The sequence below is a fragment of the Larkinella rosea genome, from assembly GCF_003858635.1.
GTDB lineage: Bacteria > Bacteroidota > Bacteroidia > Cytophagales > Spirosomataceae > Larkinella > Larkinella rosea.
The window spans coordinates 1289430-1313216 of sequence record NZ_RQJO01000008.1 but is presented as its reverse complement, the minus strand read 5'-3'; the positions used below and the strand labels follow the sequence as shown (position 1 = coordinate 1313216).

General features: G+C 50.7%; 16 protein-coding genes. 6 read left to right on the top strand and 10 right to left on the bottom strand.

Annotation, left to right across the window (positions count from 1 at the left end):
• Window positions 1-32: 32 nt before the first annotated feature.
• From EHT25_RS14150 to EHT25_RS14110, 9 genes are all read right to left on the bottom strand, one after another.
• Window positions 33-2657, bottom strand: a complete 2625-nt coding sequence (locus tag EHT25_RS14150) for an ABC transporter permease (RefSeq protein ID WP_221622275.1) — start codon at window positions 2655-2657, stop codon at window positions 33-35.
• The gene (locus tag EHT25_RS14145; RefSeq protein WP_124875515.1) at window positions 2654-2992 is read right to left on the bottom strand and encodes a PadR family transcriptional regulator; all 339 of its coding nucleotides are present in this window, start codon (window positions 2990-2992) and stop codon (window positions 2654-2656) included. The genes EHT25_RS14150 and EHT25_RS14145 overlap by 4 nt, the downstream gene beginning before the upstream one ends.
• Before the next feature lie 311 nt (window positions 2993-3303).
• Window positions 3304-4314, bottom strand: coding sequence for a T9SS type A sorting domain-containing protein (locus EHT25_RS14140; RefSeq protein WP_124875513.1), 1011 nt, complete (start codon window positions 4312-4314; stop codon window positions 3304-3306).
• Between the two features lie 111 nt (window positions 4315-4425).
• Complete coding sequence (locus EHT25_RS14135; protein ID WP_124875511.1) at window positions 4426-5751, bottom strand: Gfo/Idh/MocA family protein; 1326 nt, start codon at window positions 5749-5751, stop codon at window positions 4426-4428.
• An 85-nt stretch (window positions 5752-5836) separates the two neighbouring features.
• Window positions 5837-6649, bottom strand: coding sequence for an endonuclease/exonuclease/phosphatase family protein (locus EHT25_RS14130; RefSeq protein ID WP_124875509.1), 813 nt, complete (start codon window positions 6647-6649; stop codon window positions 5837-5839).
• Between the two features lie 108 nt (window positions 6650-6757).
• Complete coding sequence (locus tag EHT25_RS14125) at window positions 6758-7978, bottom strand: purple acid phosphatase family protein (protein ID WP_124875507.1); 1221 nt, start codon at window positions 7976-7978, stop codon at window positions 6758-6760.
• A gap of 106 nt (window positions 7979-8084) precedes the next feature.
• Entirely contained in the window at window positions 8085-9815 is a 1731-nt protein-coding gene (locus tag EHT25_RS14120; RefSeq protein WP_124875505.1) for a RagB/SusD family nutrient uptake outer membrane protein, read from the bottom strand.
• Window positions 9816-9837: 22 nt separating this feature from the next.
• Window positions 9838-13440 (bottom strand): TonB-dependent receptor, encoded by a 3603-nt coding sequence (locus EHT25_RS14115; RefSeq protein WP_124875503.1) that lies wholly within the window; start codon window positions 13438-13440, stop codon window positions 9838-9840.
• A gap of 188 nt (window positions 13441-13628) precedes the next feature.
• Window positions 13629-14654 carry a FecR family protein gene (locus EHT25_RS14110; RefSeq protein WP_124875501.1) on the bottom strand — a complete coding sequence of 342 codons (1026 nt, stop codon included), beginning with the start codon at window positions 14652-14654 and terminating at the stop codon, window positions 13629-13631.
• 206 nt (window positions 14655-14860) lie between these two features.
• On the opposite strand from EHT25_RS14110, the gene EHT25_RS14105 reads away from it, so the two are divergent.
• Window positions 14861-15703 (top strand): hypothetical protein, encoded by an 843-nt coding sequence (locus EHT25_RS14105; protein WP_124875499.1) that lies wholly within the window; start codon window positions 14861-14863, stop codon window positions 15701-15703.
• 76 nt (window positions 15704-15779) lie between these two features.
• Here EHT25_RS14105 and EHT25_RS14100 read toward each other — a convergent pair whose 3' ends face one another.
• A complete protein-coding gene (locus tag EHT25_RS14100; protein ID WP_124875497.1) occupies window positions 15780-16364 on the bottom strand; it encodes an RNA polymerase sigma factor in 585 nt (194 codons plus the stop codon).
• 313 nt (window positions 16365-16677) lie between these two features.
• Here EHT25_RS14100 and EHT25_RS14095 point away from each other — a divergent pair, with 313 nt between their 5' ends.
• The 5 genes from EHT25_RS14095 (at window position 16678) to EHT25_RS14075 (ending at window position 23782) form a co-directional block, all read left to right on the top strand.
• Window positions 16678-17106, top strand: a complete 429-nt coding sequence (locus EHT25_RS14095; RefSeq protein WP_124875495.1) for a hypothetical protein — start codon at window positions 16678-16680, stop codon at window positions 17104-17106.
• Window positions 17107-17164: 58 nt separating this feature from the next.
• The gene (locus tag EHT25_RS14090) at window positions 17165-18325 is read left to right on the top strand and encodes an acetyltransferase domain-containing protein (protein ID WP_124875493.1); all 1161 of its coding nucleotides are present in this window, start codon (window positions 17165-17167) and stop codon (window positions 18323-18325) included.
• Window positions 18326-18583: 258 nt separating this feature from the next.
• Window positions 18584-21967 carry a preprotein translocase subunit SecA gene (gene secA, locus EHT25_RS14085; protein ID WP_124875492.1) on the top strand — a complete coding sequence of 1128 codons (3384 nt, stop codon included), beginning with the start codon at window positions 18584-18586 and terminating at the stop codon, window positions 21965-21967.
• A 93-nt stretch (window positions 21968-22060) separates the two neighbouring features.
• Window positions 22061-22642 carry a Uma2 family endonuclease gene (locus tag EHT25_RS14080; protein WP_124875491.1) on the top strand — a complete coding sequence of 194 codons (582 nt, stop codon included), beginning with the start codon at window positions 22061-22063 and terminating at the stop codon, window positions 22640-22642.
• Window positions 22643-22837: 195 nt separating this feature from the next.
• Window positions 22838-23782 carry a 3-oxoacyl-ACP synthase III family protein gene (locus tag EHT25_RS14075; RefSeq protein ID WP_124876128.1) on the top strand — a complete coding sequence of 315 codons (945 nt, stop codon included), beginning with the start codon at window positions 22838-22840 and terminating at the stop codon, window positions 23780-23782.
• Window positions 23783-23787: the final 5 nt, after the last annotated feature.

Here is a 23787-nt window from a genome sequence, read left to right as displayed (position 1 = left end):
CACCTTTCGGAACCGCCCGCGCGGTTCATTGCTCATTCGCTTCGCAGTGACTTCACCGGATTCATTAAAGCGGCTTTGATGCTTTGATAACTAACCGTTAGCATCGCAATGCTGATGGTCAGTAAACTGGCCAACACAAACAACCACCACTGGATGTCGATCTTGTAGGCAAAACTCTGCAACCAGCGATTCATCGTATACCAGGCAATGGGGGAGGCAATGACAATCGCAATCAGCACCAATCTCAGAAAGTCTTTTGACAACAAAGCCACGACGCCGGTCACGGATGCCCCCAACACTTTCCGTACACCAATTTCCTTGGTCCGCTGTTCGGCCATAAACGCGGATAAACCATACAAACCAAGGCAGGAAATGAAGATGGCAAGTGCGGCAAACAAATTAAAAATGCGTCCCATTTGTTGTTCGCTGCGGTACAGATCGTCGAGGTTTTTATCAAAAAAATGATAGGTAAACGGGTAGGCCGGATTGAGTTCCTGATTGATTCCTTCCAATACTTTTATCGTTGCTTCCGTATTATCCGGTTGTGTCCGCACCATCACCAAACCACCCCATTTGTTCAGACGCAATACCAATGGCTCAATGACGTATTGCAGTGATTTGAAATTAAAGTCCTTTACAACGCCGATAATCGTTCCCTTTGTCCCGCCAAACGAAATGCGTTTTCCCACCGCATTACCCGCATTCATTCCCATCACCTGCATCGCTTTTTCATTGATCATGTAATTGGAACTATCGCCTTTAAATGCAGCAGAAAAGCTACGACCGGTCAGGATTTTCATTTTAAAAACATCGATAAAATTTTCATCGACGTCGATTGAGGGGATTACAACTTGCGAGTTCGGGTCCCGCCCTTCCCATTCGACATCGATTGTACCCGAAATAAGCGCGGCTGGCAATTCTGAGATAACGGAGAAATTACTGGTCAACGGATTTTGTCGTAATGCGTCTTTATATACGGCTAGCTTACTCCATAAATCACCCGTCATGGGCGTATATAAAAGATTCGACTTCTCAAAACCGAGGTTTTTATTTTTAATAAAGTTCATTTGGTTATAGACAACTGCCGTACCAATCAATAACACGATAGCTACCACAAACTGGGCAATAACCAACCCATTCCGAAATAAAAGGCTGCCGCCCGCAAACGTAAATTTCCCTTTTAATACGCTGACCGGCCTAAACCCGGAAAGAAATAAGGCCGGATAACTGCCGGAAATGATCCCCGTTATGAACGCAATACCAACCAGCTTTATCAATAAATCTCCATCCTGTAAATGAACCGCTAGTTTTTTTTCAGTTAATGTATTAAACACAGGCATAAACAGGTAGACAACTCCAACAGCGATCAATAACGAGATAAAAGAAACGATCAGTGCTTCACTCAAAAATTGTCCAACAAGTTGAAAACGGGTTGCTCCCACTACTTTTCGCATCCCAACTTCCTTTGTCCTTCGGGCCGAATGGGCCGTAGAAAGATTCATAAAGTTGATGCAACCCACCGCAATGATAAATAAGGCAACGATGAAAAAGATATTTACATATTGGATATTGCCGTGACCCGGTACATCTATTTGCAAATCGGAATGCAAATGAATGCTGGTTAACGGTTGTAATTGAAAATCAATTTTTCCATCGGAATTATGGCGCTTATAAATTTGCTGAATACGCGGAATATGATTCTGAATATCTACTGAAGAACTGTTTTTATTGAATTGCAGATACGTGTAAAAATTAAACCGATCCCAGACATTATTCCTCAGGTCATAATTGGATTTTGCGAGAGCCGCCATTGGGATAATAAAGTCAAACTGCAGATGAGAATTAGAAGGACTAGTGGCCAGAATACCGGCAACGATAAAATTCTCTTTATTATTGATACGGATGATTTTTCCTAAAGCCGGTTCTGTACCATAATATTTCTCCGCCATTTCTTCCGTTAATAATATACCACCCGGATCGCGCATAGCGGTTTTAGCATTTCCCTGTAACAAATCGAAAGAAAAGAATTGCAGGAAATTTGAGTCAGCAAAAAACACTCGCTTCTCTTCAAATTTATTTCCGCCCGCTTCAAAAAGATGTGTTGAGGATTTACTCAATCGTAGCGATGCTTCTATTTCGGGCATTTCTGCCTGCAAACCGCTGCCCATTCCTGCGGGACTGACGGCTGCTCTAAAATCACCCGCACTACAGATAAGCCGATACAGCTGCTCACTATTCCGATGGAAACGGTCATAGCTTAACTCGTTCTGCACCCACAAAAGGATGAGAATACTCGATGCCATCGCAATGGAAAGCCCGGCAATATTCAGTATGGAATACGTTTTTTGGCGGATTATATTCCGCCAGGCAACTTTGAAATAATTACGTAGCATATCCGGATGACGATTTGAGAGTGGGCTATGGTCTTTTTGGGTGTGTCTTTTTCGTACAAAAGGCGGCAAAACCGACACGACGTTCAGCAAATACCGCAACGTGGCCTGCGTTTTCCCCGCCCGCCGGTACCAATACGTATACAATTCATCCAGATCGCCCTCGACTTCTTCCAGCGTTTCGGCCGGATGCAGGCGGGTCAGGAGCCAGCGGGCCCAGCGGGGGGGCTGAACCGGTTTTTCAGGGCGGTTCTCCGGCGCGTTCATAAACCGCTTATTTTTAGCGCGTTTGGTGGCACCAATTGCCAGAGATGGCTGCGCAGTTCCTGAATGTCCTGCAACGCCCGGCTGCCCAAAGCCGTTACCTTAAACAGCCGTTTGCGCCGTCCACCCCGGTCGGCGGTGGCGCCCCCGAGTTCAGAACTGACAAAACCTTTTTCTTCCAGCCGGATCAGGGTATTGTGAACGGTGCCAAACGTAACGAGTCGGCCCGTGTGTTCTTCGAGCGCCTGACTGACCGTGACGCCGTAGGCTTCACCGTCCAGGATGGCAACCATCAGCAAAACTACCTCTTCAAATTCTCCTAAATAGGTACGACGCATGGGGTTCAGGTATTAGTCTCTATTTTATCGTACAAATCTTTTGCCAAATCCCAAGATTGCCTTTACAGACTTAAATTAAGCGGTTTCGATATTTTTCAGTGTCCACTTACGGACAAGAACCGTCCCGTAACGGACACCAACGGGCAAACGACCCCACATCCCAAAGGGAGGTTCTAAGCAGGGAGAATGGTGCTTACACCAATCACCAAATGCAGAAATTTTCTGCACAAACTGTTAGTCTCCGGTTTGTACAAAGCACAAAAAAGCCGGAAACACATCGTTCCCGGCTTTCCATTACCCACAAAACTTGACTACTTAGCGATGATTACTTTTACGGCTTTCTGTACATTTTCGCCTTTCAATGAACAGAAATACATGCCCGCAGCCACATCCTGCAGCGTTACTTTCAGATGGTATTTGCCAATGTTGTGGTGTTTGCGAGCCACTAAGGTCTGAATGATCCGCCCCTGCCCATCGACCAGATCGATCCCCGCATTTCCGGCAGTGAGCAGTTGGTAAAGTACGGTTAGTTCGACGGATGCCGGGTTTGGCGTCACGACCAGTTGTTCCGATCCCAACAGATCATCGACTCCGGCTACCCCTACCACCTGTACCCCCAAAGTGGCTTTGGTCGTTCCGGTTGCGCTGGGGTCGATCAATACCGGTTTTTTAAACTCAATCTTGCTCTGAACATCGTTCTTGCAATACCGCTCTTCGGCCCGGACGAAGGCTTTTACCGGCGACTGGATCGACATTTCATTGCTGATGTTACTGCCAAACCGGCTCAGGATGTCTTTCTGGATTTTTTCACCGGTTTCGGCAATCCGAACAACTCCCTCCTGCTCCGTTGAAGGAAAGGAAAACAACGCCACCGGTACTCCCGCCGTTACGGCACCGATTTCCACTGCTTGCGGAGCCATACCGACCTGATGTACGGCAAAGCCTTCTATCGAAGCCACGGGTGATATGGCTTTTGACATAATCAACTCATTATCAAACACAAAATCCTCCCAGGAACCGTTGATATTGGTAATTTCAAACTTCGAATCTCGACCGGAACCGGCTTCGGGTGCGGTAAATCCATTGGGAGTTATGATACTGAACTGACCCGTTATGAGCCGGTGAGTGCTCGATATGGAAGGCACGTACCAGGCCGTAATGCGTTGGTTGGCTTTATCATAGGTGAGACGAAAATCAACGGTCTGGTCCTTGCTGTTTTTTTCCGTGCATTGCGCCATCGCCCCATTTGCTCCCAGTAAACCGCAACCCAGGATTACCGTAACGCTTCGAAGTATTCCAGTCAGTCTCGTAGTCGTTTTCATAGGCTATTTTTGGTGTGCCTGATGTCATTTATTGTACAAACATACTACTTTAGAAGATTTTTGCGCCCGAAAGTCACTATTAGCGGCCGCAAAAATGATTCAAGGAAGGACTTACACTTTGGGAACCGGCCAGTTACTGCGGTAGTGTGCTTTTACCAACTCGTTGGCCTTTTCACTATTGACAATTTTATTCGCTTCAGCATCCCAGAAAAGTTTTTGGCCGGATCGGTAGGCAATGTTACCCAGATGCGCGTGCAGGGCCACATCCCGCCCGATTTCGACGGAGCAATTGGGTTTCTGCCGGTTTCGGACGCAGGTGACGAAATTGAGCGTATGGTTGTCCAGATCCTTGCCGTTGCCGAATTTGGGCGGCTGAGCCGGAACCAGGTAATTACCGGCATCTGCCTCCGGGAAAAGCTCCCATTTAGACCGGTCGATCACGACGGTTCCCAGATTACCGATAAAGGCCACGCCGTGTTCGCGGTCGAACGGGCCGCGTCCCGTACCGAGCGATTGCTCCCAGAGCAGCGTAAAATTGCCGTAGTCGTACACCACCTGCATCGTGTCGGGCGTTTCGCTGGCGTGATCGGGAAAACCGTATTTGCCGCCCAGTGCCACCACGGATTTCGGCGCACTGACATTCATTCCCGACAGCGCCATGTCGATCATGTGGGCGCCCCAGTCGGTCATCAAACCACCTGCATAATCCCAGAAATAGCGAAAACTGCCGTGAAACCGATTCGGATTGAACGGGCGTTTCGGGGCCGGGCCCAGCCACATGTCGTAATCGACACCCGCCGGAACGGGTTCGTCGGGCTTCACCGGAAACGTTTTTCCGTAGGGCATAAAAGCCCAGGTTCGTACCGAGCGAATGCGACCAATTTTACCCGAGCGCACAAAATCCAGGGCCGCATTCCAGTGCTGACCACTGCGTTGCCACTGCCCTACCTGTACAATCCGGTTGTGTTTCCGGGCGGATTCTACCATCAGGTTGCATTCCTCGATGGAATTGGCCAGCGGTTTTTCCACGTACACATCCTTCCCGGCCTGACAGGCATACACCGTCATCAGGCAGTGCCAGTGATCGGGCGTGCCGATGATCACGGCATCAATGTCCTTGTTTTCCAGCAGCTTGCGAAAATCACTGTATAAAACCGGCTTTTTACCCGACGATTTTTCCAGCTCGGCCGCGCGTTTGTTCAGCACGTTACTATCGACATCGCACAGAGCCGCACAGCGAACACCCGGATGTTTGAGCATGGAGGTCAGGTCGTGCCAGCCCATGTTGTTGCAACCGATCAGTCCCACCACCACCTCATCGTTCGGAGCGGTTTTGGACGGAGCCGTCAGCAGGTCGGCAGGAAGTGCCGTCGACAAACCAAGGCCGGTGGCGATTTGGGAAGATTGTTGCAGGAATTTACGTCGGGAAGAAGTCATCAGGAGTTAGGAATATTGAATGAGCAAATTAGCACAATCCCAACGAATCCTATGACCTTTCCGTCAGCTTTTCCGGAGCGGTTTTTCATTTTACCTGCAATTTCACCACCACCGGCAGATGATCCGACGCATATTGTTCGTCGATTACGTTGGTGGACAGCGTTTTAAAAGTTTCCCCCGGTTTGTATAGGATGAAATCAATGGCACGGTTGGGCTTTTCGACCGGAATGGTGGGCGCACACGTCTGGCAGCTTCGGACGAAATGCTGATCGAGATACTGAATCACCCGGCTGTCGGACAAGGCGTTGAAATCGCCCCCCAGAATTACCGGCAGATCCGAATTTTCAAAGTGTTTGACAATCAGCTCGGATTGCGAAACCCGGTTGGGTTCTTTCAAATCGAGGTGCGTACAGCCAAAAATAATTTTCTTCCCTTTTGAAATTTCTACCGTCACGCCCGCAAACGTGCGGGGTTCGCCCTTAATTTCCGGATCGACCGGCAGCGAAAACCGGGTTGAATCCAGAATCGGAAACCGGGACAAAACCGCCACGCCGTAATCCCCGCCCTGGTGGTCGATGGCTTTGGAGAAAAAGAAATGCATTCCGGTCAGCCGGGCCAGTTCGCGGGCCTGATTCAACCCTTTTCCCGACCGTTCCGTATTAACATCCACCTCCTGCAAAGCCACCAGGTCCGGTTTTTCTTTTCTGATCACGCGGGCGATGGCTTCCACATCGATTTTTGTTCCGGCCGACGGCGGGTTGCAGTGGTGAATGTTGTAGGTCATCACCGTCAGCGTTTTGGCCTTTTTAGTCGGGCGGTTTTCCGAAACGCCTTCACCCAGGTTCGCGAAGGAATGGACGGAAATCAAAAGAAGAAATACTGTAAACAACTGTTTCATATTACTAGAGGTGAGAGAATAGACAAGAGAATAAAGAGAACAGATGTGTGGTTAATGATTGATAATCAAAAAATTAGTCTCTTGTCTATTGTCTGATTATTGAATAGACTACGTTCGCGCTTTTTTCGGAATGGTGTATTTGCCCACGACCTCGCCATCGTCCCGGATCATTTTCAAATCCAGTGTTTTGCTGGTTGCGTGAAGTTTAATCAGGGTGCGGTTTCCTTCCAGCGGGCCACCGCCAATCACGATCGGATAATTGTGGTCGGCATTGGGGTCGTGGGTACCGTAACGATGCGTATGCCCCGAAAGTTGAAGATCAATTTTGGCTTTATTCAACAACGGCCCGAACATTTCCTGGCAATGCATCGGGCCGTGCCAGTCGCCGGAATGGTAAGGTGAAATATGAATCAGGACGATTCGGAACGGCGCTTTCTTGAATTCGGCGCTTTCGATTTCTTTCTCCAGCCACTTTTTCTGGGTTTCGCGGTAGCGGTCGAAGGCCGACAAACCGCCGTATTCCACGCTGTCGTCGGTCTTGTCTTCGCCGGAATCCAGCACCACAAACCGCACCGGCCCGCGCGTAAAGGCGTAGTAATATTTGTTGTCGGGATAGGCATAATAGGCCGGAATGTGCCGGGAAAAACTGCCCCGGCATTCGTGGTTGCCCTGCGTCAGAATGAACGGAAACTCGGTGGCAAAAATATCGACCGCCGGTTTGATCAGGTGATCGATCATCTGCTGTTCCTCCGTCACCCAGTCGAAACAGTCGCCGTTGAAAACGACAAAATCAAAATCACGCTTATTGCCTGTATAGCCGTGGCGGTAAAGCAGTTGCGGAATGATCTGCGGCCGGTCGTGGATATCGTTGAAAACCACCATTTTGAATTCTTCCTCATTCTCCGCCGGGGTTTTAAAACCGTATAGCGGACTGCTGATGGTTTCGCCAAACTCAACCTTCGAACCTTTGTAGCCCAGCACTTCGGTGGAAACGATCTTGTATTTGTGGTCGGTACCCGGTTTCAGGCCCGTCAGCGTAATTTTATTGATGCGGTTATTGGCTTCGATCAGGCCGTTGTTGTAACCGACCTCCCGTTTGCTGGTGTAGGCTCCGGCACCGTATTCGACCCAGCTAAATGAGTTCTTGTTGGTTATCCACATGATTGTTACTTCATACGTACCGATATTTTGCAGATAAGGTCCGGCAATAAAGCGGTTTTTTTCCTCGGCCTGTCCGGCGGAATTTGCCAGCGTAGTAGAAACCGGGAGCAAACTGAGCGCCCCAATCTGCGACATTTTTTCAAGAAACGAACGTCTGTCTTTGAGCATAGTTAAGGTGTTTAAGAAATGGATAGGAACACGGACCCAACAGATGAACACAGATAAAAATCCGTTCTGATCCGTTTCATCCGTTGGGTCCGTGTTCCTATCAAATTTACTCCCAGTTCGGGTTCTGCGTCAGGTTGGTATTCAGCAGCCGTTCCTGTTTCGGAATTGGGTACAGGTAATCGCGGGCTTCGTTGAATTTCTTGGTAATGTGCCCGTTGACCACAATGTTGCCGCCTTTAGCACCATTTTCCAGCAAGATTTCGCTGCCGAGCTTCAGCAATTGCGCGCCCGCGACGGTCGGTTTGGTGCCTTCGTAAATCACCAGATCGGGTTTTCCGTTTTTGTCGAGGTCATAACTGCCCGGTCCGGGGAAATACATCCCTTTAAACGTTTTGGTCAAAAGTTGGCCTTCTTTCCAGCGAATCAGATCGTCCCAGCGGAAGAAGTTTTCCATTACCAGCTCGATCCGCCGTTCGCGCCGGATTTCCAGAATCACTCCGGTATTGGTGCCTTTCAGTTGGGTGTACTGCTGCGCCTGATACGGATCGGGATTGGCGTTGGCAGCCGCCAGATTGATGTTCGGCATACCCACGCGGTCGCGGGTCAGTTTAGTCGAAATATCCAGATCGGCCTGCGTCAGCGTTCCGCGTTCGGCTTTGGCTTCGGCGTAGTTCAGCAGCACTTCGGCGTACCGGAAAACCGGCATATCCGTAATGTCCTTGCTGAACGTATCCCACTTCGGCGCCGAAACGAATTTGATCAACTGATACCCCGTCACGGTTGCGCCAAATTCCGGAACCAGCGGGGTATTTTCGCCAATCCGCGTATAGCCCGGCGTCCGAATCGTTTGCGCCAGCCTCGGGTCCCGGTTCTGGACTTCCTCCGCAAACTGCATGGTGTCGTAGCCCTTGATGTCTGTAAACCGGGTACCGTCGGCCATCAGGTAGCTGTTCACCAGCTTTTTCTCCAGACCCGGTTTTCCGTACGACGCCGTCATGGTGTAGTAATTGAGGTTATGATACACCTGCAATTCGTCGCTGAAATCGCGCGCCAGAATCACCTCGTCGGGAATGGCATTGTCCGCCGAAAACAGCTTCAGGTAAGCGGTCGTGGGCGTGGCTTTGTAGATCGAATAACCGCTGTTTTTCATCAAATCCTCCGACGCCAAAATACAGGCATCCAGAAACTTATCGGCATTGGGCAGACTGAACTCGGGATGATACTTCCGAAATGTTCCTTCGTACAAGGCCATGCGGGATTTCAGCGCGAGCGCCGTCCATTTGGTCACCGAATTGAGCTGGCGCGAATTGTCGAGGTTGGCGATGGCGTAGTCGATGTCGGCCATGACCGAATCCATCACCATCGCCCGCGAGTCGCGCGGTTTTGTCAGCAATTCCTGATCCAGCACTTCGATGGTTTTGGAATACCAGGGCACATCGCCGAACCGCTTCACCATCCCGAAGTAGAAGTAAGCGCGGAAAAACCGGGCGAGTCCGTTGTACTTGGCCACCGCTTTTTTGTCGGGGCATTTCCCCGAATTGGCCAGAAAGTAGTTGATATTCCGAAGATTGTTCCAACTCCAGCCGCCCCCGCTGGTCGGAACCACGCGCGTTCCCTGCAGCTCGTCGCGCAGGCTGTTTTTGACGACGTTATCCACGTCTTCGTTATACACATCCTCGGCCGAAGGCAGGGCATTGTAGAACGAGTTCGTATACAGCAACAGGTCGTTTTCGGTATTGAAAAAGGTTTCCGGCGAAATGGCGTCCTGCGGCACCAGGTCGAGGTCACACGAGACCAGACCGAATGTGATGGCAATAAGACTTATGATTTTTTTCATGGGAATACGAATGAGAATCGGTTTAGAACGTGACGTTTAGGCCCGCCGAAATGGTTTTGGACAGCGGATACGTGCGTCCATTGGTGGCGTCACCATCAAATTGCTCTGGATCGATGTAGTCGGACCGTAAGGGGGTGAACGTCAGGACATTTTCGCCACTGACGTAAATCCGCGCCCGCGGAATCCGAATCTTTTTGGTCAGTGTTTCCGGGAATGTGTAACCGATGACCACGTTTTTCACCCGGAAATAACCGACGTTCTGAATGTACCGATCATTGGGCGCGTTCAGGTCACCACCGCCGTTGAGGGCCGTATACCCGCGCAAAACCGGGAAGTACGCATCCGGATTTTCGGGCGTCCAGATGTCGTCGGCAAAGTTTTCGGGAATGAACGAATAATACGGACGCGAGTAAGGTCCCCAGAATTTATCGGCGTTGTTACCCGGATACCAGTTTTTCCGCATAATGCCCTGCCCCAATACCGACACGTCAAAACCGTTCCAGGAAGCACCGAGGTTGATGCCATACCGGTACCGCGCCCGGTTGTTCCCAATGATTTTCTGATCGCCGTGGTCGGCCAGAGTGTTGGCACCCTGATCGATTTTGCCGTTGCCGTCCAGGTCGATGAACTTCAGGTCACCGGCCTGCAGTTTGCTCCAGTCGCCGGGGGCGCTCAGCCGCTGTTTATTAACAATCGTCTGGTCAACTTTATACGCCTGCGCTTCTTCGTTGGTTTTAAAAACCCCCTCGATCGAATAGCCCCAGATGTCGCCGATGGTCTGGCCTTCGTAGAAACTCGTCAGAATCTTGTTCGGATTGTCGTATTTGGTAATCACCGACTTCGAGTCGGACAACACGAACGAGGCATTGTAGGCAAACGGTTTTCCAGCTACCTTAAATTGATCGCGCCAGGCCAGCGCCAGTTCAAACCCTTTGGTTTGCAGGTCCCCGGCGTTTTTGGTTGGAACCCCGGCTCCGTAAACCGCCGGCAGCACCTGACCCGGCACCAGCATGTCGGTGGTATTCCGGATGTAGGCGTCGAACGACAGATTCAGGCGGTTTTTCAGGAAATCCGCATCGATCCCGAGGTTCGAGGTCGTGGCTTTTTCCCAGGTCAAATCCGGCGAAATCGGGTTCGGGTTATTGACGTAATACAGTTTTTGCCCGTTATTAATCCAGCTCGACTGCGCCGTCGGCATGATCGAAATGTACGGATAAAAACTGGCCGAAGCGGTGTTCGACGGCAGCTGGTTGCCCAGCGTTCCGTACGACGCCCGGATTTTCAGGTTATTCACCGCATTGCGCAACGGTTCGAAGAAGGACTCTTCGCTGATCCGCCAGCCTGCCGACACAGACGGAAAAAAACCGTACCGCCGACCTTCGCCAAACCGGGAGGTGCCGTCATACCGCCCGTTGACTTCCAGCAGGTATTTGCCGACGTAATCGTAATTTACCCGAAAAAACGCCCCGAACAGCGAATACTGGTACGAATCGCCCCCCGAAAGTTGCTCACCGGTTCCAAGGTTCAGGTCGTTCAGGCTTTCCGACAGCAGGTTTTTCCGAGCTCCGAATAACCGCTGGTGCTTCTTCGATTCGTAGTTCATCCCCGCCGTGGCCGACATATAATGTTTGCCGAATGTATGATTGTAGGAAGAATACAGGTTGGTCACGTTCACCGGATCGAACCACATGGTTTTCCGCAATTGATCGACGTTGTAGTTCGGAACCGTGGTTAGAATGCCCGGCTGAATCGAATACTGCGCAACGGCTGAGCGGTACCAGTCGTCGGCGATGTAAAATGAATACGAGTGGTTAGCCACCAGATTCCAGGTTTTGGTAAAGTCGATCGTGACCGAGTTGATCGTGGTCAGTTCGTGCACGCCTTTCTTGCCGCCCGCAACGCCTTTCAGCAGGTTGGCAAACAAACCGTCGCCGATGGAGTAGTTGTTTTTCAGCGTGTTGTAGGTAGCCGTTCCGTCCGGATTGAGCGGGGCGTAAGCCGGTAACGCGTGCACCGTAATGGCGACGAAATTGGCGTTGGCTCCGCCTTCCAGACCGGGATACGTATATTTCGAATCAAAATACTGCGTGTTGTTGCTCACCTTCAGCCAGGGCGTCAATTGGGCGTTGATCTTGCTGCGGAGTGTGTACGACGTAAACTTGTCCGTGTTGAGCCGCATGATTCCGTTTTTCTCGAAAATCGAACCCGATAGGAAATAATTGACTTTATCGGTTCCGCCGGACAGGTTCAGGTTATGCTGCCGCGACGGTTCGGTCGTGTTGAACAGTGTCTTCCACCAGTCGTAGTTGCCGTAATAGTTGTAAATATCCTTGCCGTTGACGTTTTTAACGACCGTCCAGGGCCGGGCCGGATTTTCGGTTTTGTCGTAGCGACGCGCTTCCAGTTCCTTGTAATCTTCCTCCGAATACCGCGTATAACTGTTGCCGGTCGCCCGAATAAACGCTTCGTCGTTCATCTTGACGTAGTCGTAACCGTTCGTCAGGAACTTGGTGCTGACAGTTGGCGTCGACCAGCCGAAGTTGTTACTGTAGGCGATACTGGTTTTGCCATTCTTGGCGGTTTTGGTCGTTACCAGAATCACCCCGAACGCACCCCGCGCACCGTAAATGGCCGAAGCAGCCGCATCTTTCAAGACCGACACCGATTCGACGTCGGCTGGGTTGATGCGGTTGATGTCGCCCGGAATCCCGTCGATCAGCACCAGCGGACCACCGCCGTTGATCGAGGTTTCCCCGCGTACGTTCAGGTTCCCGCCCTGCCCCGGCTGGCCGGTGCTGAACGTAATGTTCAGGTTGGGAATCATGCCCTGCAAAATCTGGGTCATGTTATTGAGGGGGCGGTTTTCAAGGTCTTTGGCCTGTACCTGCGAAACCGCACCGGTCAGATTCACTTTCTTCTGCGTTCCGTAACCCACCACGACCAGTTCTTCCAGCGTTTTATTGTCCGAAACCAGCGTCACATTCACCACGGAACGATTGCCTACCGGAATTTCCTGCGGGACATACCCCACAAAACTAAAAATCAACACCGCCGACGAATTCGGGACCGAGAGTTCGTAATTCCCTTTCCCATCGGTGGTCGTTCCCTTCGTAGTCCCTTTCAGCACCACCGTTACCCCGGCGAGTGCTTCCTGCTGCCCATCGGAAGCCCGAACGGTTCCTTTGAGCCGGAGTTCCTGGCGGGCAATGTATTCCTGTACTTTCTCTTCCAGAACCGGAAGCTGCGACTCCAGTTTATTGGGTTTTTCGCGTGCCAGTACAATCTGTTCGTTGATTACCTTGTACGTAATGCCCCGGGGCATGAGCAACTGATCCAGTACGCTGGACAGTTTCTGGTGTTTTACATCAATGGAAACCGACTCCCGGAGCGAAACCCGGCTGCTGTAAACGAACTTTGTATTGGCTTTTTCCTGAATCTGGTCCAGTGCCTCCTTGAGCGTAACATTGGTGAGATGAAGCGTCATATCCTTACTCAGGATCGACTGTGCCGCAATCTCCCGACCGTAGCTGATGCCGGTCAGAAGCAAGGCAAGTATCCATTGAAGTAATCCGATACGCATGATTTTTCGCCAGTCAACCGACTGGTTTAGGATAGAATTTTGCATAATTTTGATTGTCTGATAGTTAAGCGCTGTTGGATGAATGTTCCTTTCGTTCGGTGGCACGATGCGAAGGGAGCCTTAGTTCGAACCGGGCGTGGTGGCACATGCCCGGTTTTTTGGCTTAGGGTGGAAGCGAGTAGAAATCGTTCATAGAAAAGATTTATCGTTGGAAATCATTCATTACGAGCGCGTTATTCGGGTTCACAAGGCAATCCGTTCAGCGTCATGACCTTCCCGGACAGGGTGTAGGTCGCATCCAGTGCGGTACAGAGCATTTCCATGATGAAAGGCAACGGCTGCTGTTCAAAATCCGCATTGACAAGGCAATTGGCAATGTTCGGATTCGAAAACCGGATCTGGATGTTGAACCGTTTCTCCAGTTTCTTCGCAACCTGATCGAGCGGGGCATTCTCGAACACAATCGTCACCGGCTCGTAAATCTCTTTTTTAAGCTGACTCGGAACCGCCGACGACACCAGGCGTTTGGAGTCGATTTCGAAGAAAGCCTGCTGCTGCGGTTTCAGGATCACCAGTTGTTCCTTCTGCTCCCGGTCCGGGGCGCTTACCTCCACCCGACCCGTTACGACCGAAATCTGGAATACGTTCTGCGTGGCCGGCGCTTTTACGTTGAAGCTGGTGCCCAACACTTTAATCTTCATTTCCCCGCTCTGAATCGAAAACGGCCGGGATTTATCCTTCGTAACGGTAAAAAAACCTTCCCCTGAAAAAACCACCAGCCGTTTGTCCGGATCAAATTCTTTCGGATACGAAATCGACGCTTCCGAATGCATCCAGACCGAACTGCCATCCGGCAGTTTGTGCATCACCGGACGTGCTTTGTGGTTCACAAAATGCATAATGGCGTCAGGTCCTTTTTCCTCCATCTGCGCAACAATGGAGGCTGGCTGCCGGGCGGTGTAGCGGAAGAAGCCATAGACGCCAATTACCAGCAGCAGAGAAGCCGCAGCCAGCCAGACAATCCGACCCAAGGGCAGGGCTTTCACCAGCGGTTTTTCGTCAGGATGAAGCTGGCTCCGAATTGTTTCGAACGTTTCCTGTTGCAATTGCTGCTGTTCCGATTCGGGCAACGAACCCAGAAAATCCGACTTGCCGTTCAGGGAGGCATACCAGGCTTCCACCAGTTCCTTTTCCTGATCGGTGCATTGATCCCGGAGGTATTTATCTAATAAATGCGGTGAAATGGGCGTTGGCGGCATGTTCAGGAAGGTTACAACTCCGAAGTCGCGCGCCGAAGGGGAAACCCTTAGTCGGTTTGAAAAAAAATTACCGGGATCCGCTTTTCTCCTTGTTGACCGGTTTTTTCGTCACTTATAAACTCAAAACCGCCAGTTATCGACTCCGGCCATTTCGCCACCAAGTAGCCTTTACCTTTGTCCTGCTCAATTGAAAACAACAACGAATAATGAACTCTCTGGCCAAACTAACTGCGGTAACCTTGTGTCTTCTCCCCGGACTATTTGCCTGCGAAAATCAGGAGATTACTCCGGACGCCCCGGCAACCGAGCATTCGGCACCCAATCCGGATTGGGTGCCGACCGATGCCGCTAAACCGTATTTTCTGACCAGGCTCGACGCCCAAACGCTGACGTATTACCGGGGCGGTAAACTCTGGAAACTGATCAAACCGTCGGATCAGCATTCGGAGTTCGAATACGGCCCCAACTGGGTGAGTGCTACCTTGCGCAAGGATCAGAAGCGGACGCAAAAACAGGTCTTTTTGCTGAATGACAAAGGAAATGCGGTTGAATCGTACCTGTATTCCTATGACGATCAGGGCGTTAACACGACCTTAACCGCCATCCACGCATACACGTACGATGCCACCAATAAACTGACTCGGATCAACCTGAAAAATACGCCCAATGACCGTAAACTATTCTTTTACGATACCAACGGCGACTTGATTCGGGTGGAAGTGTACAACGCCAGCAACGTCAAAACAGCCGAAAATACGTACAGCTACGAATTACCCGGTGTTGCGCGTCAGGTAGACCAGGATCCCATCCACGAATATTACGGACTGAGTACGCAGGGTAACTTACTGAACATTTTTGGAAAGATGAATAAGCACCTTTTGCGCCGGTATTCGTTTAAAAGCATGTATACGAACCAGGTTATTGATGAGAAAATCCTGCATTATACGCTCAACTCGAACGGCTATGTCGTGAATTACACGCAATTCGACGTAGAAGCCAATGTCATGCTGCCCGGCAAAGTCAGCTATGAATACGTAGTGACTCCTTAAGCACAATAGCTTCGTCGTTCAAAAGGCCCCGGTTTTCGAATCGGGGCCTTTCTGTTTAGTAAGATGCGGTTTGGGGTCAGAAAAAGGAAATCAGCAGGAAGGCGTAGGCGAAATGTTCTTTCAGGTATTCCTTCAATACCCGGAGGGCTTTGGTAATGTGCTGTTCAACGGTTTTTTCAGAAATGCCCAATTGCAGCGCAATCTCCCGGTTGGAGTGGCCTTTCCGGCTCAGCATAAATACCTCTTTGCATTTGGGGGGCAATTGAAAAAGCCCTTTTTCGTAGCGATCCTGCAGATCGGAAGTCAGGATTTGCTGATCCGTCAATTCCGTGGAATCCCCGGTTTGTACTTCCCATTGCGTGTAATGAAACCGGCGGGTATATTCTTTGCGGTAATGCGAAATGATCAGATTTTTGGTACTGGAAAACAAAAAGGAACGGCAGCAGTGCACCGCACTCCGATGGCGTTGCTGCCAGATCGTGACAAACAATTCCTGAACAATTTCCTGAGCGGCAAACCGATCATTTAACTTACTGAATGAATAGTTAAATAAAAGCCGGAAATAGCGATTATAAAGCTCCGCAAACGCCGATTCGTCGTTGTTTTCGCTGATTAACGTCAGGATGTTTTCGTCGGAATAGGTGCTGTAAGATGAGTTCATACCCTGAATTTCCTAAATCCGTTTACGTAATTTGAAATGCGCTTTACAAAATTCGGTCTATTTATTAGTTTAAACACGCTTTTAATTATTAAGGAATTGCGCACTTTTTCCCTGCATGATAACACTAATTTAACTTAAATTCCAGACGGATAACTGATTATCGCCGGAGAATAAAGTTCACCCGGTTCGTTTCAGGAATCGTTTTTTGAGCCCGAGTTCAGCGGATCAGAGGTTCCGTAAAGATAATCCTTATATTTATGAGCAGGGTGCAACTTTGCCAGCCTTTTTTACATCTTCGAAGAAAAAAACGACGATGAACCATCCTTTTTTTCGCTGCCTCGCGCTGATCGGAGGCATTTTTGCGGTGATCGCATCCGCTGATGTAATGGCTCAGTCCGGCCTGAATGGCGGCAAACCAATTATTACCTATAATACTACCGGGCCCGTTTCGATTGAAACGCAGTCGCCCCCCGCGTTTCCCGGCGGGGAGGATAAACTGGTGGATTTTATTCTGGAAAGCATCGGAGAGGCTGAAACGCCCGTTAAGCTTGGCAGAAAGACCTGGTTAACCGCCACCATCGACGGCGAAGGCAAGGTAATCAGCCTGGTTCCCGCTTCCCATAACGATCCAGCCCTGAAAAAAGAGCTGGCCCGAATTGGCGCATTGATGCCCCGCTGGACGCCCGGACAAATCAACCGGAAAGGCGTAGAAACGATTTATCAATTTCTGGTCCGGCGGTAAAAACCGTCACGAAGCAGGAACGTTCCGGTACAACCTCATTGATTCTCCCGGCTGATCCATGTCCAACTTAACGGCAACCTCCGAAGGCAGTCACCGTCTACAGTCCATCGACAGCGTGAGGGGGCTGATCATGATTATTATGGCCCTGGATCACGTTCGTGATTTTTTTAGTTACACCTCCTATCGCGCCACCGACGTCACCCAGGCGTCGGTGTTTCTGTTTTTCACGCGCTGGGTGACGCATATGTGTGCGCCAACCTTCGTTTTTCTCTCCGGAATCAGCATTTTTCTTTATTACCGAAAAATGGGCGATCTCAAAAAAACCAGTGTGTTTCTCCTGACGCGCGGGCTCTGGCTGATTGCCGTAGAAGTGTTGCTCATCAGTTTTATCCTGACGCAGGGCTACCAACTCACCCTGTTGGAAGTCATCTGGGCCATTGGCTGCTCCATGATGCTGCTCGCAGCCCTGATCTGGCTTCCCCGCGGGCTTCAACTGGCCTTTTCACTCCTCCTGATTGTCGGGCACAATGCGCTTCCGCTGGTGAAGGATACTTCGACCGATACGCTGCTGGCCCTGCTGCATCATCCACCTTTTTTCATCCGTAACCCGCCCATTCTGGTCGCCTATACGATTGTTCCCTGGGTGGGCGTCATGCTTTTGGGGTATGCGATCGGTCCCTGGTTTAGTGGTACCCCCCAAACGAGAAATCAGCTGTTGCTGAAGAGCGGTTTTTCAGCCCTGGCCCTTTTTATCGTAGTACGGTTTTTAAATTTCTACGGTGACCCGGCTCCCTGGAGCGTTCAGGAACGGGGCAGCCTCTACACGTTTCTTTCCTTTCTTAACGTCACCAAATCTCCCCCATCGCTTTTATTTCTGAGTCTCACGCTCGGTACCGCCAGCCTGTTACTGGTGTTTGTCAACAACCTGTCAGCGGGCGTTCAGCGGTTTTTCAGCACTTATGGGCGGGTTCCCTTCTTCTATTTTATCGTGCACCTGGCCGTGATCAGTCTGGCGTCCTACGTCTGGACGTACGTAGCATTCGGCAGGGGCATCAATCTTTCCTTTACGAATCCCAACGAGTGGCCCACCGACTATAACCCGAATTTAGGACGGGCGTATGGGGTCTGGCTGCTGCTCGTTGGTGTGCTTTATTTTCCCTGCCGCTGGTACGCACGCTACAAATCAACCAGCAGGGCCTGGTGGGTTTCTTATTTATAACCGGTTCCTGACTGCTGAAAAATACCCAGGTCTGCACAAGAAAAGAGCCCGGTTTTTCAAAATCGGAATAAAGGAGGGGCCCTCTCCAAAAAGCCGTCTATCTACGGATTAAGCTACTTTATACTGAAATCGGCTCGCTTTTCCAAAATCTCCGGAGCCACCGCAATGAAACTGATTCAGAAATTGTTACTATTCTATGGTGCAAACCCCTAATTTTGCAGAACTTTATTGAAACATTCGATTAAATAGACTTCCAGAATGATTAACCTCATAACCAAGAGCATTACGAAACTCTTCGGTACCAAGTCAGATCGGGACATGCGCGACCTGCTCCCGTACGTTGACAAGGTAAACGCCGAGTTTCAGAAATTACAGTCTCTATCGAACGATGAACTCCGGAATGTGACGACGCAACTGAAGCAGGTCATCGCTCAACGGTTGCAACCCATCGATACCCAACTGACGGATCTTCATCAACAGGTTACGGATCAACCCGACCTGGACGTCGATGCCAAACAGCGCATCTTCAACCAGATCGATAAACTCGAAGCCGACCGGAATAAGGAACTGGAAGTGGTTTTGCTCGATATTCTGCCCCAGGCGTTTGCCGTTGTGAAAGAAACCGCCAAGCGGTTGAAGGAAAACGAACAACTGGAAGTAACCGCCACTGACTTCGACCGGGAGTTTGCTTCCCGCAAAAAACACATTACCATCGACGGCGACAAGGCATTTTGGGCCAATAGCTGGGATGCCGCCGGAACCCAGATCAAATGGGACATGGTGCACTACGATGTGCAGATCATCGGGGGAACGGTGCTTCACCAGGGCAAGATTTCGGAAATGGCAACCGGGGAAGGAAAAACGCTGGTAGCTACGTTCCCGGCGTATCTAAACGCCCTGGCCGGACGCGGTGTCCACATCGTAACCGTCAACGATTACCTCGCTAAACGTGACTCCGAATGGATGGCGCCTTTATTCGAGTTCCACGGTCTGCGCGTCGATTGCATCGATAAGCACCAGCCCAACTCCTTCCAGCGTAAACAGGCTTATCTGGCCGATATTACGTACGGAACCAACAACGAATTTGGCTTCGATTACCTGCGCGACAACATGGCGCGGGGGATCGACGAACTGGTCCAGCGCAAACACCATTACGCAATGGTTGATGAGGTTGACTCCGTGTTGATCGACGACGCCCGGACCCCCCTGATCATTTCCGGTCCCGTGCCACGTGGTGACGAGCAGGAGTTTGCCGAACTGAAACCGCGCGTTTCGCGGGTGGCCGAAGTACAGCGCAAACTGGTGCAGGATCTTTTGAACGATGCCAAAAAGAAAATTGCCGCCGGTGACGAAAAAGAAGGCGGTTTATCGCTGTTCCGCGCCCACCGGGGTCTGCCAAAATACAAACCGCTGATCAAATACCTCAGCGAAACCGGTATTAAAGCGATCATGCAAAAAACCGAGTCGATCTACCTGGCCGAAAACCAGAAACTGATGCCCGAAGCCGACAAACCGTTGTATTTCACGATCGACGAGCGGCACAACAGCATCGACCTGACGGAAAAAGGCATCGACTACATCACCGGTTCGGGCGAAGATCCAAACTTCTTTATCCTGCCCGACTTGTCGATCGACATCAATCGGATTGAAAAAAGCACGGAACTGGACGAGAAGGAGAAGATTCTGCACAAGGAAGCCCTGATTCGGGACTATTCGGTGAAAACCCAGCGGATCAATACCGTCAACCAGTTGCTGAAAGCTTACAGTCTCTTCGAAATCAACGTCGATTACGTCATCATGGATGGCAAAATCAAGATTGTCGATGAGCAGACGGGCCGGATCATGGAAGGTCGCCGGTGGTCGGACGGTTTGCACCAGGCCGTGGAAGCCAAGGAAGGCGTGAAAGTGGAAGACGCGACGCAAACCTACGCAACGGTGACGCTGCAAAACTACTTCCGGATGTATCACAAGCTGGCCGGGATGACCGGTACGGCCGAAACCGAAGCCTCGGAATTCTGGACGATTTACAAGCTGGACGTCGTTGTTATTCCGACGAACCGCAGCATTGTCCGGAAAGATGAGGAAGATAAAGTGTACCGGTCGGTTCGGGAAAAATACAACGCCGTGGTCGACGAGATCGTCAGTCTGGTCGAGAAAGGCCGCCCGGTGCTGGTCGGTACGACCTCGGTTGAAAACTCGGAGTTATTGAGCCGGATGTTGTCGCTGCGCAAAATTGCGCACCAGGTTCTGAACGCCAAGCAGCACCAGCGCGAGGCCGAAATTGTGGCCGAAGCCGGAAAACCGGGTACGGTTACGATTGCGACGAACATGGCCGGTCGGGGAACGGACATCAAGCTGACGCCCGAGTCGAAGGCTGCGGGTGGTCTGGCCATTGTCGGCACGGAACGCCACGAATCCCGGCGCGTCGACCGCCAGTTGCGCGGTCGGTCGGGTCGGCAGGGAGATCCGGGTACGACGCAGTTTTTTGTTTCGCTGGAAGACAGCCTGATGCGGTTGTTCGGTTCCGACCGGATTGCCAAAGTGATGGACCGCATGGGTCTGGAAGAAGGCGAAGTGATTCAGCACTCGATGATTACGAAGTCGATCGAACGGGCGCAGAAGAAAGTTGAAGAGAACAACTTCGGCATTCGGAAGCGGTTGCTGGAATACGACGACGTGATGAACTACCAGCGGGAAGCCATCTACAAACGCCGTCGGAACGCGCTGTTCGGCGATCGGCTGGCGCTCGACATCGCCAACACGATGTACGACGTTTGCGAAGATCTGGTTAACAACGCCGAAGGCAATTACGACGAACTGGCGCTGCAAACGCTGACGGCACTCGGTTTTGAGATTTCGATGAGCCGCGAAGAATTCAGCCGACTGAAAGCGAAAGATCTGGCGCAGAAGTTATACGAAGAAGCCGATCGGCATTACCACGACAAGAACAACGCGATTCGTGAGAAATCAGGACCGGTTTTAAAATCCATTCTGGCCGAGCGGGGTGCAACCATTCAGGACATTGTCGTTCCGTTCTCCGACGGTCTGCGCGAACTGACGGTGGTCAACAACCTCCGCCGGACCGTCGAAACCGAAGGCCGCGAGTTGATTACGGAAATGGAAAAAGCCGTTTCCCTATCGATCATCGATCAGGAATGGAAAGAACACCTGCGCGAAATGGACGATCTGAAGCAGTCGGTACAGAATGCGGTTTTTGAACAGAAAGATCCCTTGCTGGTCTACAAATTCGAGTCGGTCGAACTGTTCAAGCGGTTTTTGAGCAAAGTCAATTTCGATACGATCAGTTTCCTGACGAAAACCGACATTCCGGGTCAGGAAGCCGAGGAGGTTCAGCAGGAAGTTCGGCAAGCACCGGCCCAGCGCCGGCCAGAACCACAACCTGAACTGCATACCAACAAAGAAGATATCGACGAGCTGGAAGCCGGTGGTCCGCAGGAATACGCCCGCCGGATGGCCAACCAGCCAGCCGTGGAAAAACAGGCTCCCGTTCGGGTGATCAAAGTGGCCAACCGCAATGAAAAAGTCAGTGTGCAGTACATGGACGGCACGATCAAGCGGGATGTCAAATACAAAGTTGTCGAAAACGACGTCCAAAGCGGCAAGGCGGTGTTGATTGATTAACAGTTTATAATTTATAGTTTAGGGTTTATAGTGGCTGACTCATTCCAAAGCCTGTGCCAACCACTATAAACCTTAAACTATAAACCAACCACCATGTCTGCTCAGCCGAAACCACACTACACACCGGAACTCTATCTGGAACTGGAACGCAAAGCGGACCACAAGAGTGAATATTTCAAAGGTGAAATATTCGCGATGGCTGGCGCATCCCGCAACCACAATCGGATTAAAGAAAATCTCTCTATTGGAATTGGTTCTTATTTAAGAGGGAAACGCTGTCAGTCCTTTTCATCCGATATGCGGCTTCACATTCCCTCAAACTCCCTGTATACATATCCCGATCTGGTCATTGTTCGTGGAGAACCGGAACTGCTTGATTCCAACTTTGATACGCTGCTGAATCCGACGGTTATTGTTGAAGTGTTGTCCGGCAGTACGAAAGACTACGATCGTGGAAGTAAGTTTATGCTATACCGCAACATTCCTACTTTTCAGGAATACATTCTAATCGACTCCGAACAGGTTCGGGCGGAGGCCTGGTTTAAACCGGACAACGGGTTCTGGACGTTACGAACGGAAACCACGCAAGCTGACGATTCCCTGACCATTCAGACGCTTGATTTTACCCTTCCGCTACGGGAAGTTTACGACCAAACCGTCGACTTGCTGAATTAAAACGAACCCCGGATATCGGATTATTCTGTTTACTAATTCGTGTATCTACAATATTGTTGCTAAATCTTTCACAAAACCAATAAAGAAAGAAAGATTTTGTAGTATTGTTCCAATTTTCAATACTACGCTTTCCCGGAAATACTTAATTTTCGGTGTGGAATCCCTAAGGCGGTTTCCTTTCTTTTATTTTGTATGATGTATATTCATGCCGTTAGTCATTACTTTCCAAGCGAAGTAGTTGGAAACGAACACTTTACTAAGCTCAACGGATTATCGAGCGATTGGATTATCGAACGTACCGGTATTCGGGAGCGTCGCAAAGCAGCTCCTGACGAAAATACGAACACCATGGCGCTGGAAGCCGTCCGGCTTCTGTTCGACCAAACGACGATTGCACCCTCTCAAATAGATCTCATTGTAGGCGCCACGTACACGCCTTACGATACCATTGTTACGCTGGCGCACGTCGTTCAGCATAATCTGGGCGTTGCGGATATCCCGGTTGTCTCGGTTTCGACGGCCTGTTCGTCGCTGATCAACGCCGTGGAAGTGGTAGAAGGCTATTTTGCGATGAACAAAGCGTCGCTGGCCGTCGTGGTGGTTTCGGAACACAACACCGCCTACAACAACGAGCTGGATACGGTTTCGGGGCATTTGTGGGGCGACGGAGCGGCTGCTATGCTCATCTCGAAAGAGCGAATCAGTGACGATGACATGACGATCCACACCATCATTACGGGCGGAGCCGCTACGAGCGGAAAAGCCACCACCGGTGTGATGCTAAAACCGCTGGAAAAAGGCGTTATTATGCCCCACGGCCGCGACGTGTTTATCAATGCCTGCCTCTACATGCCGAAGGTGAGCGTGCAGGTGTTGGAAAAGCACAACCTGACCATCGACGACGTGGATTACCTGATTCCGCACCAGGCCAATCTGCGCATCAGCCTGAACGTGATTAATACCTTGAAACTTCCCGAATCGAAATTGCTTTCGAATATTCAGAAATTGGGGAATACCGGTTGTGCGGGTTGCGCGATTGCGTTATCCGAAAACCGGGCGGTTTTCAAAAAGGGTCAGAACATCGTCCTGACGGTTTTCGGCGGAGGCTATTCGTTTGGTGCGATGCTGGTGGAAGTGTAAAGTCA

Excerpts from the sequence above, each read along its gene's own strand:
- EHT25_RS14150 (WP_221622275.1), bottom strand. The coding sequence starts at position 2,657 with ATGAACGCGCCGGAGAACCGCCCTGAAAAACCGGTTCAGCCCCCCCGC.
- EHT25_RS14145 (WP_124875515.1), bottom strand. The coding sequence starts at position 2,992 with ATGCGTCGTACCTATTTAGGAGAATTTGAAGAGGTAGTTTTGCTGATG.
- EHT25_RS14140 (WP_124875513.1), bottom strand. The coding sequence starts at position 4,314 with ATGAAAACGACTACGAGACTGACTGGAATACTTCGAAGCGTTACGGTA.
- EHT25_RS14135 (WP_124875511.1), bottom strand. The coding sequence starts at position 5,751 with ATGACTTCTTCCCGACGTAAATTCCTGCAACAATCTTCCCAAATCGCC.
- EHT25_RS14130 (WP_124875509.1), bottom strand. The coding sequence starts at position 6,649 with ATGAAACAGTTGTTTACAGTATTTCTTCTTTTGATTTCCGTCCATTCC.
- EHT25_RS14125 (WP_124875507.1), bottom strand. The coding sequence starts at position 7,978 with ATGCTCAAAGACAGACGTTCGTTTCTTGAAAAAATGTCGCAGATTGGG.
- EHT25_RS14120 (WP_124875505.1), bottom strand. The coding sequence starts at position 9,815 with ATGAAAAAAATCATAAGTCTTATTGCCATCACATTCGGTCTGGTCTCG.
- EHT25_RS14115 (WP_124875503.1), bottom strand. The coding sequence starts at position 13,440 with ATGCAAAATTCTATCCTAAACCAGTCGGTTGACTGGCGAAAAATCATG.
- EHT25_RS14110 (WP_124875501.1), bottom strand. The coding sequence starts at position 14,654 with ATGCCGCCAACGCCCATTTCACCGCATTTATTAGATAAATACCTCCGG.
- EHT25_RS14105 (WP_124875499.1), top strand. The coding sequence starts at position 14,861 with ATGAACTCTCTGGCCAAACTAACTGCGGTAACCTTGTGTCTTCTCCCC.
- EHT25_RS14100 (WP_124875497.1), bottom strand. The coding sequence starts at position 16,364 with ATGAACTCATCTTACAGCACCTATTCCGACGAAAACATCCTGACGTTA.
- EHT25_RS14095 (WP_124875495.1), top strand. The coding sequence starts at position 16,678 with ATGAACCATCCTTTTTTTCGCTGCCTCGCGCTGATCGGAGGCATTTTT.
- EHT25_RS14090 (WP_124875493.1), top strand. The coding sequence starts at position 17,165 with ATGTCCAACTTAACGGCAACCTCCGAAGGCAGTCACCGTCTACAGTCC.
- secA (WP_124875492.1), top strand. The coding sequence starts at position 18,584 with ATGATTAACCTCATAACCAAGAGCATTACGAAACTCTTCGGTACCAAG.
- EHT25_RS14080 (WP_124875491.1), top strand. The coding sequence starts at position 22,061 with ATGTCTGCTCAGCCGAAACCACACTACACACCGGAACTCTATCTGGAA.
- EHT25_RS14075 (WP_124876128.1), top strand. The coding sequence starts at position 22,838 with ATGTATATTCATGCCGTTAGTCATTACTTTCCAAGCGAAGTAGTTGGA.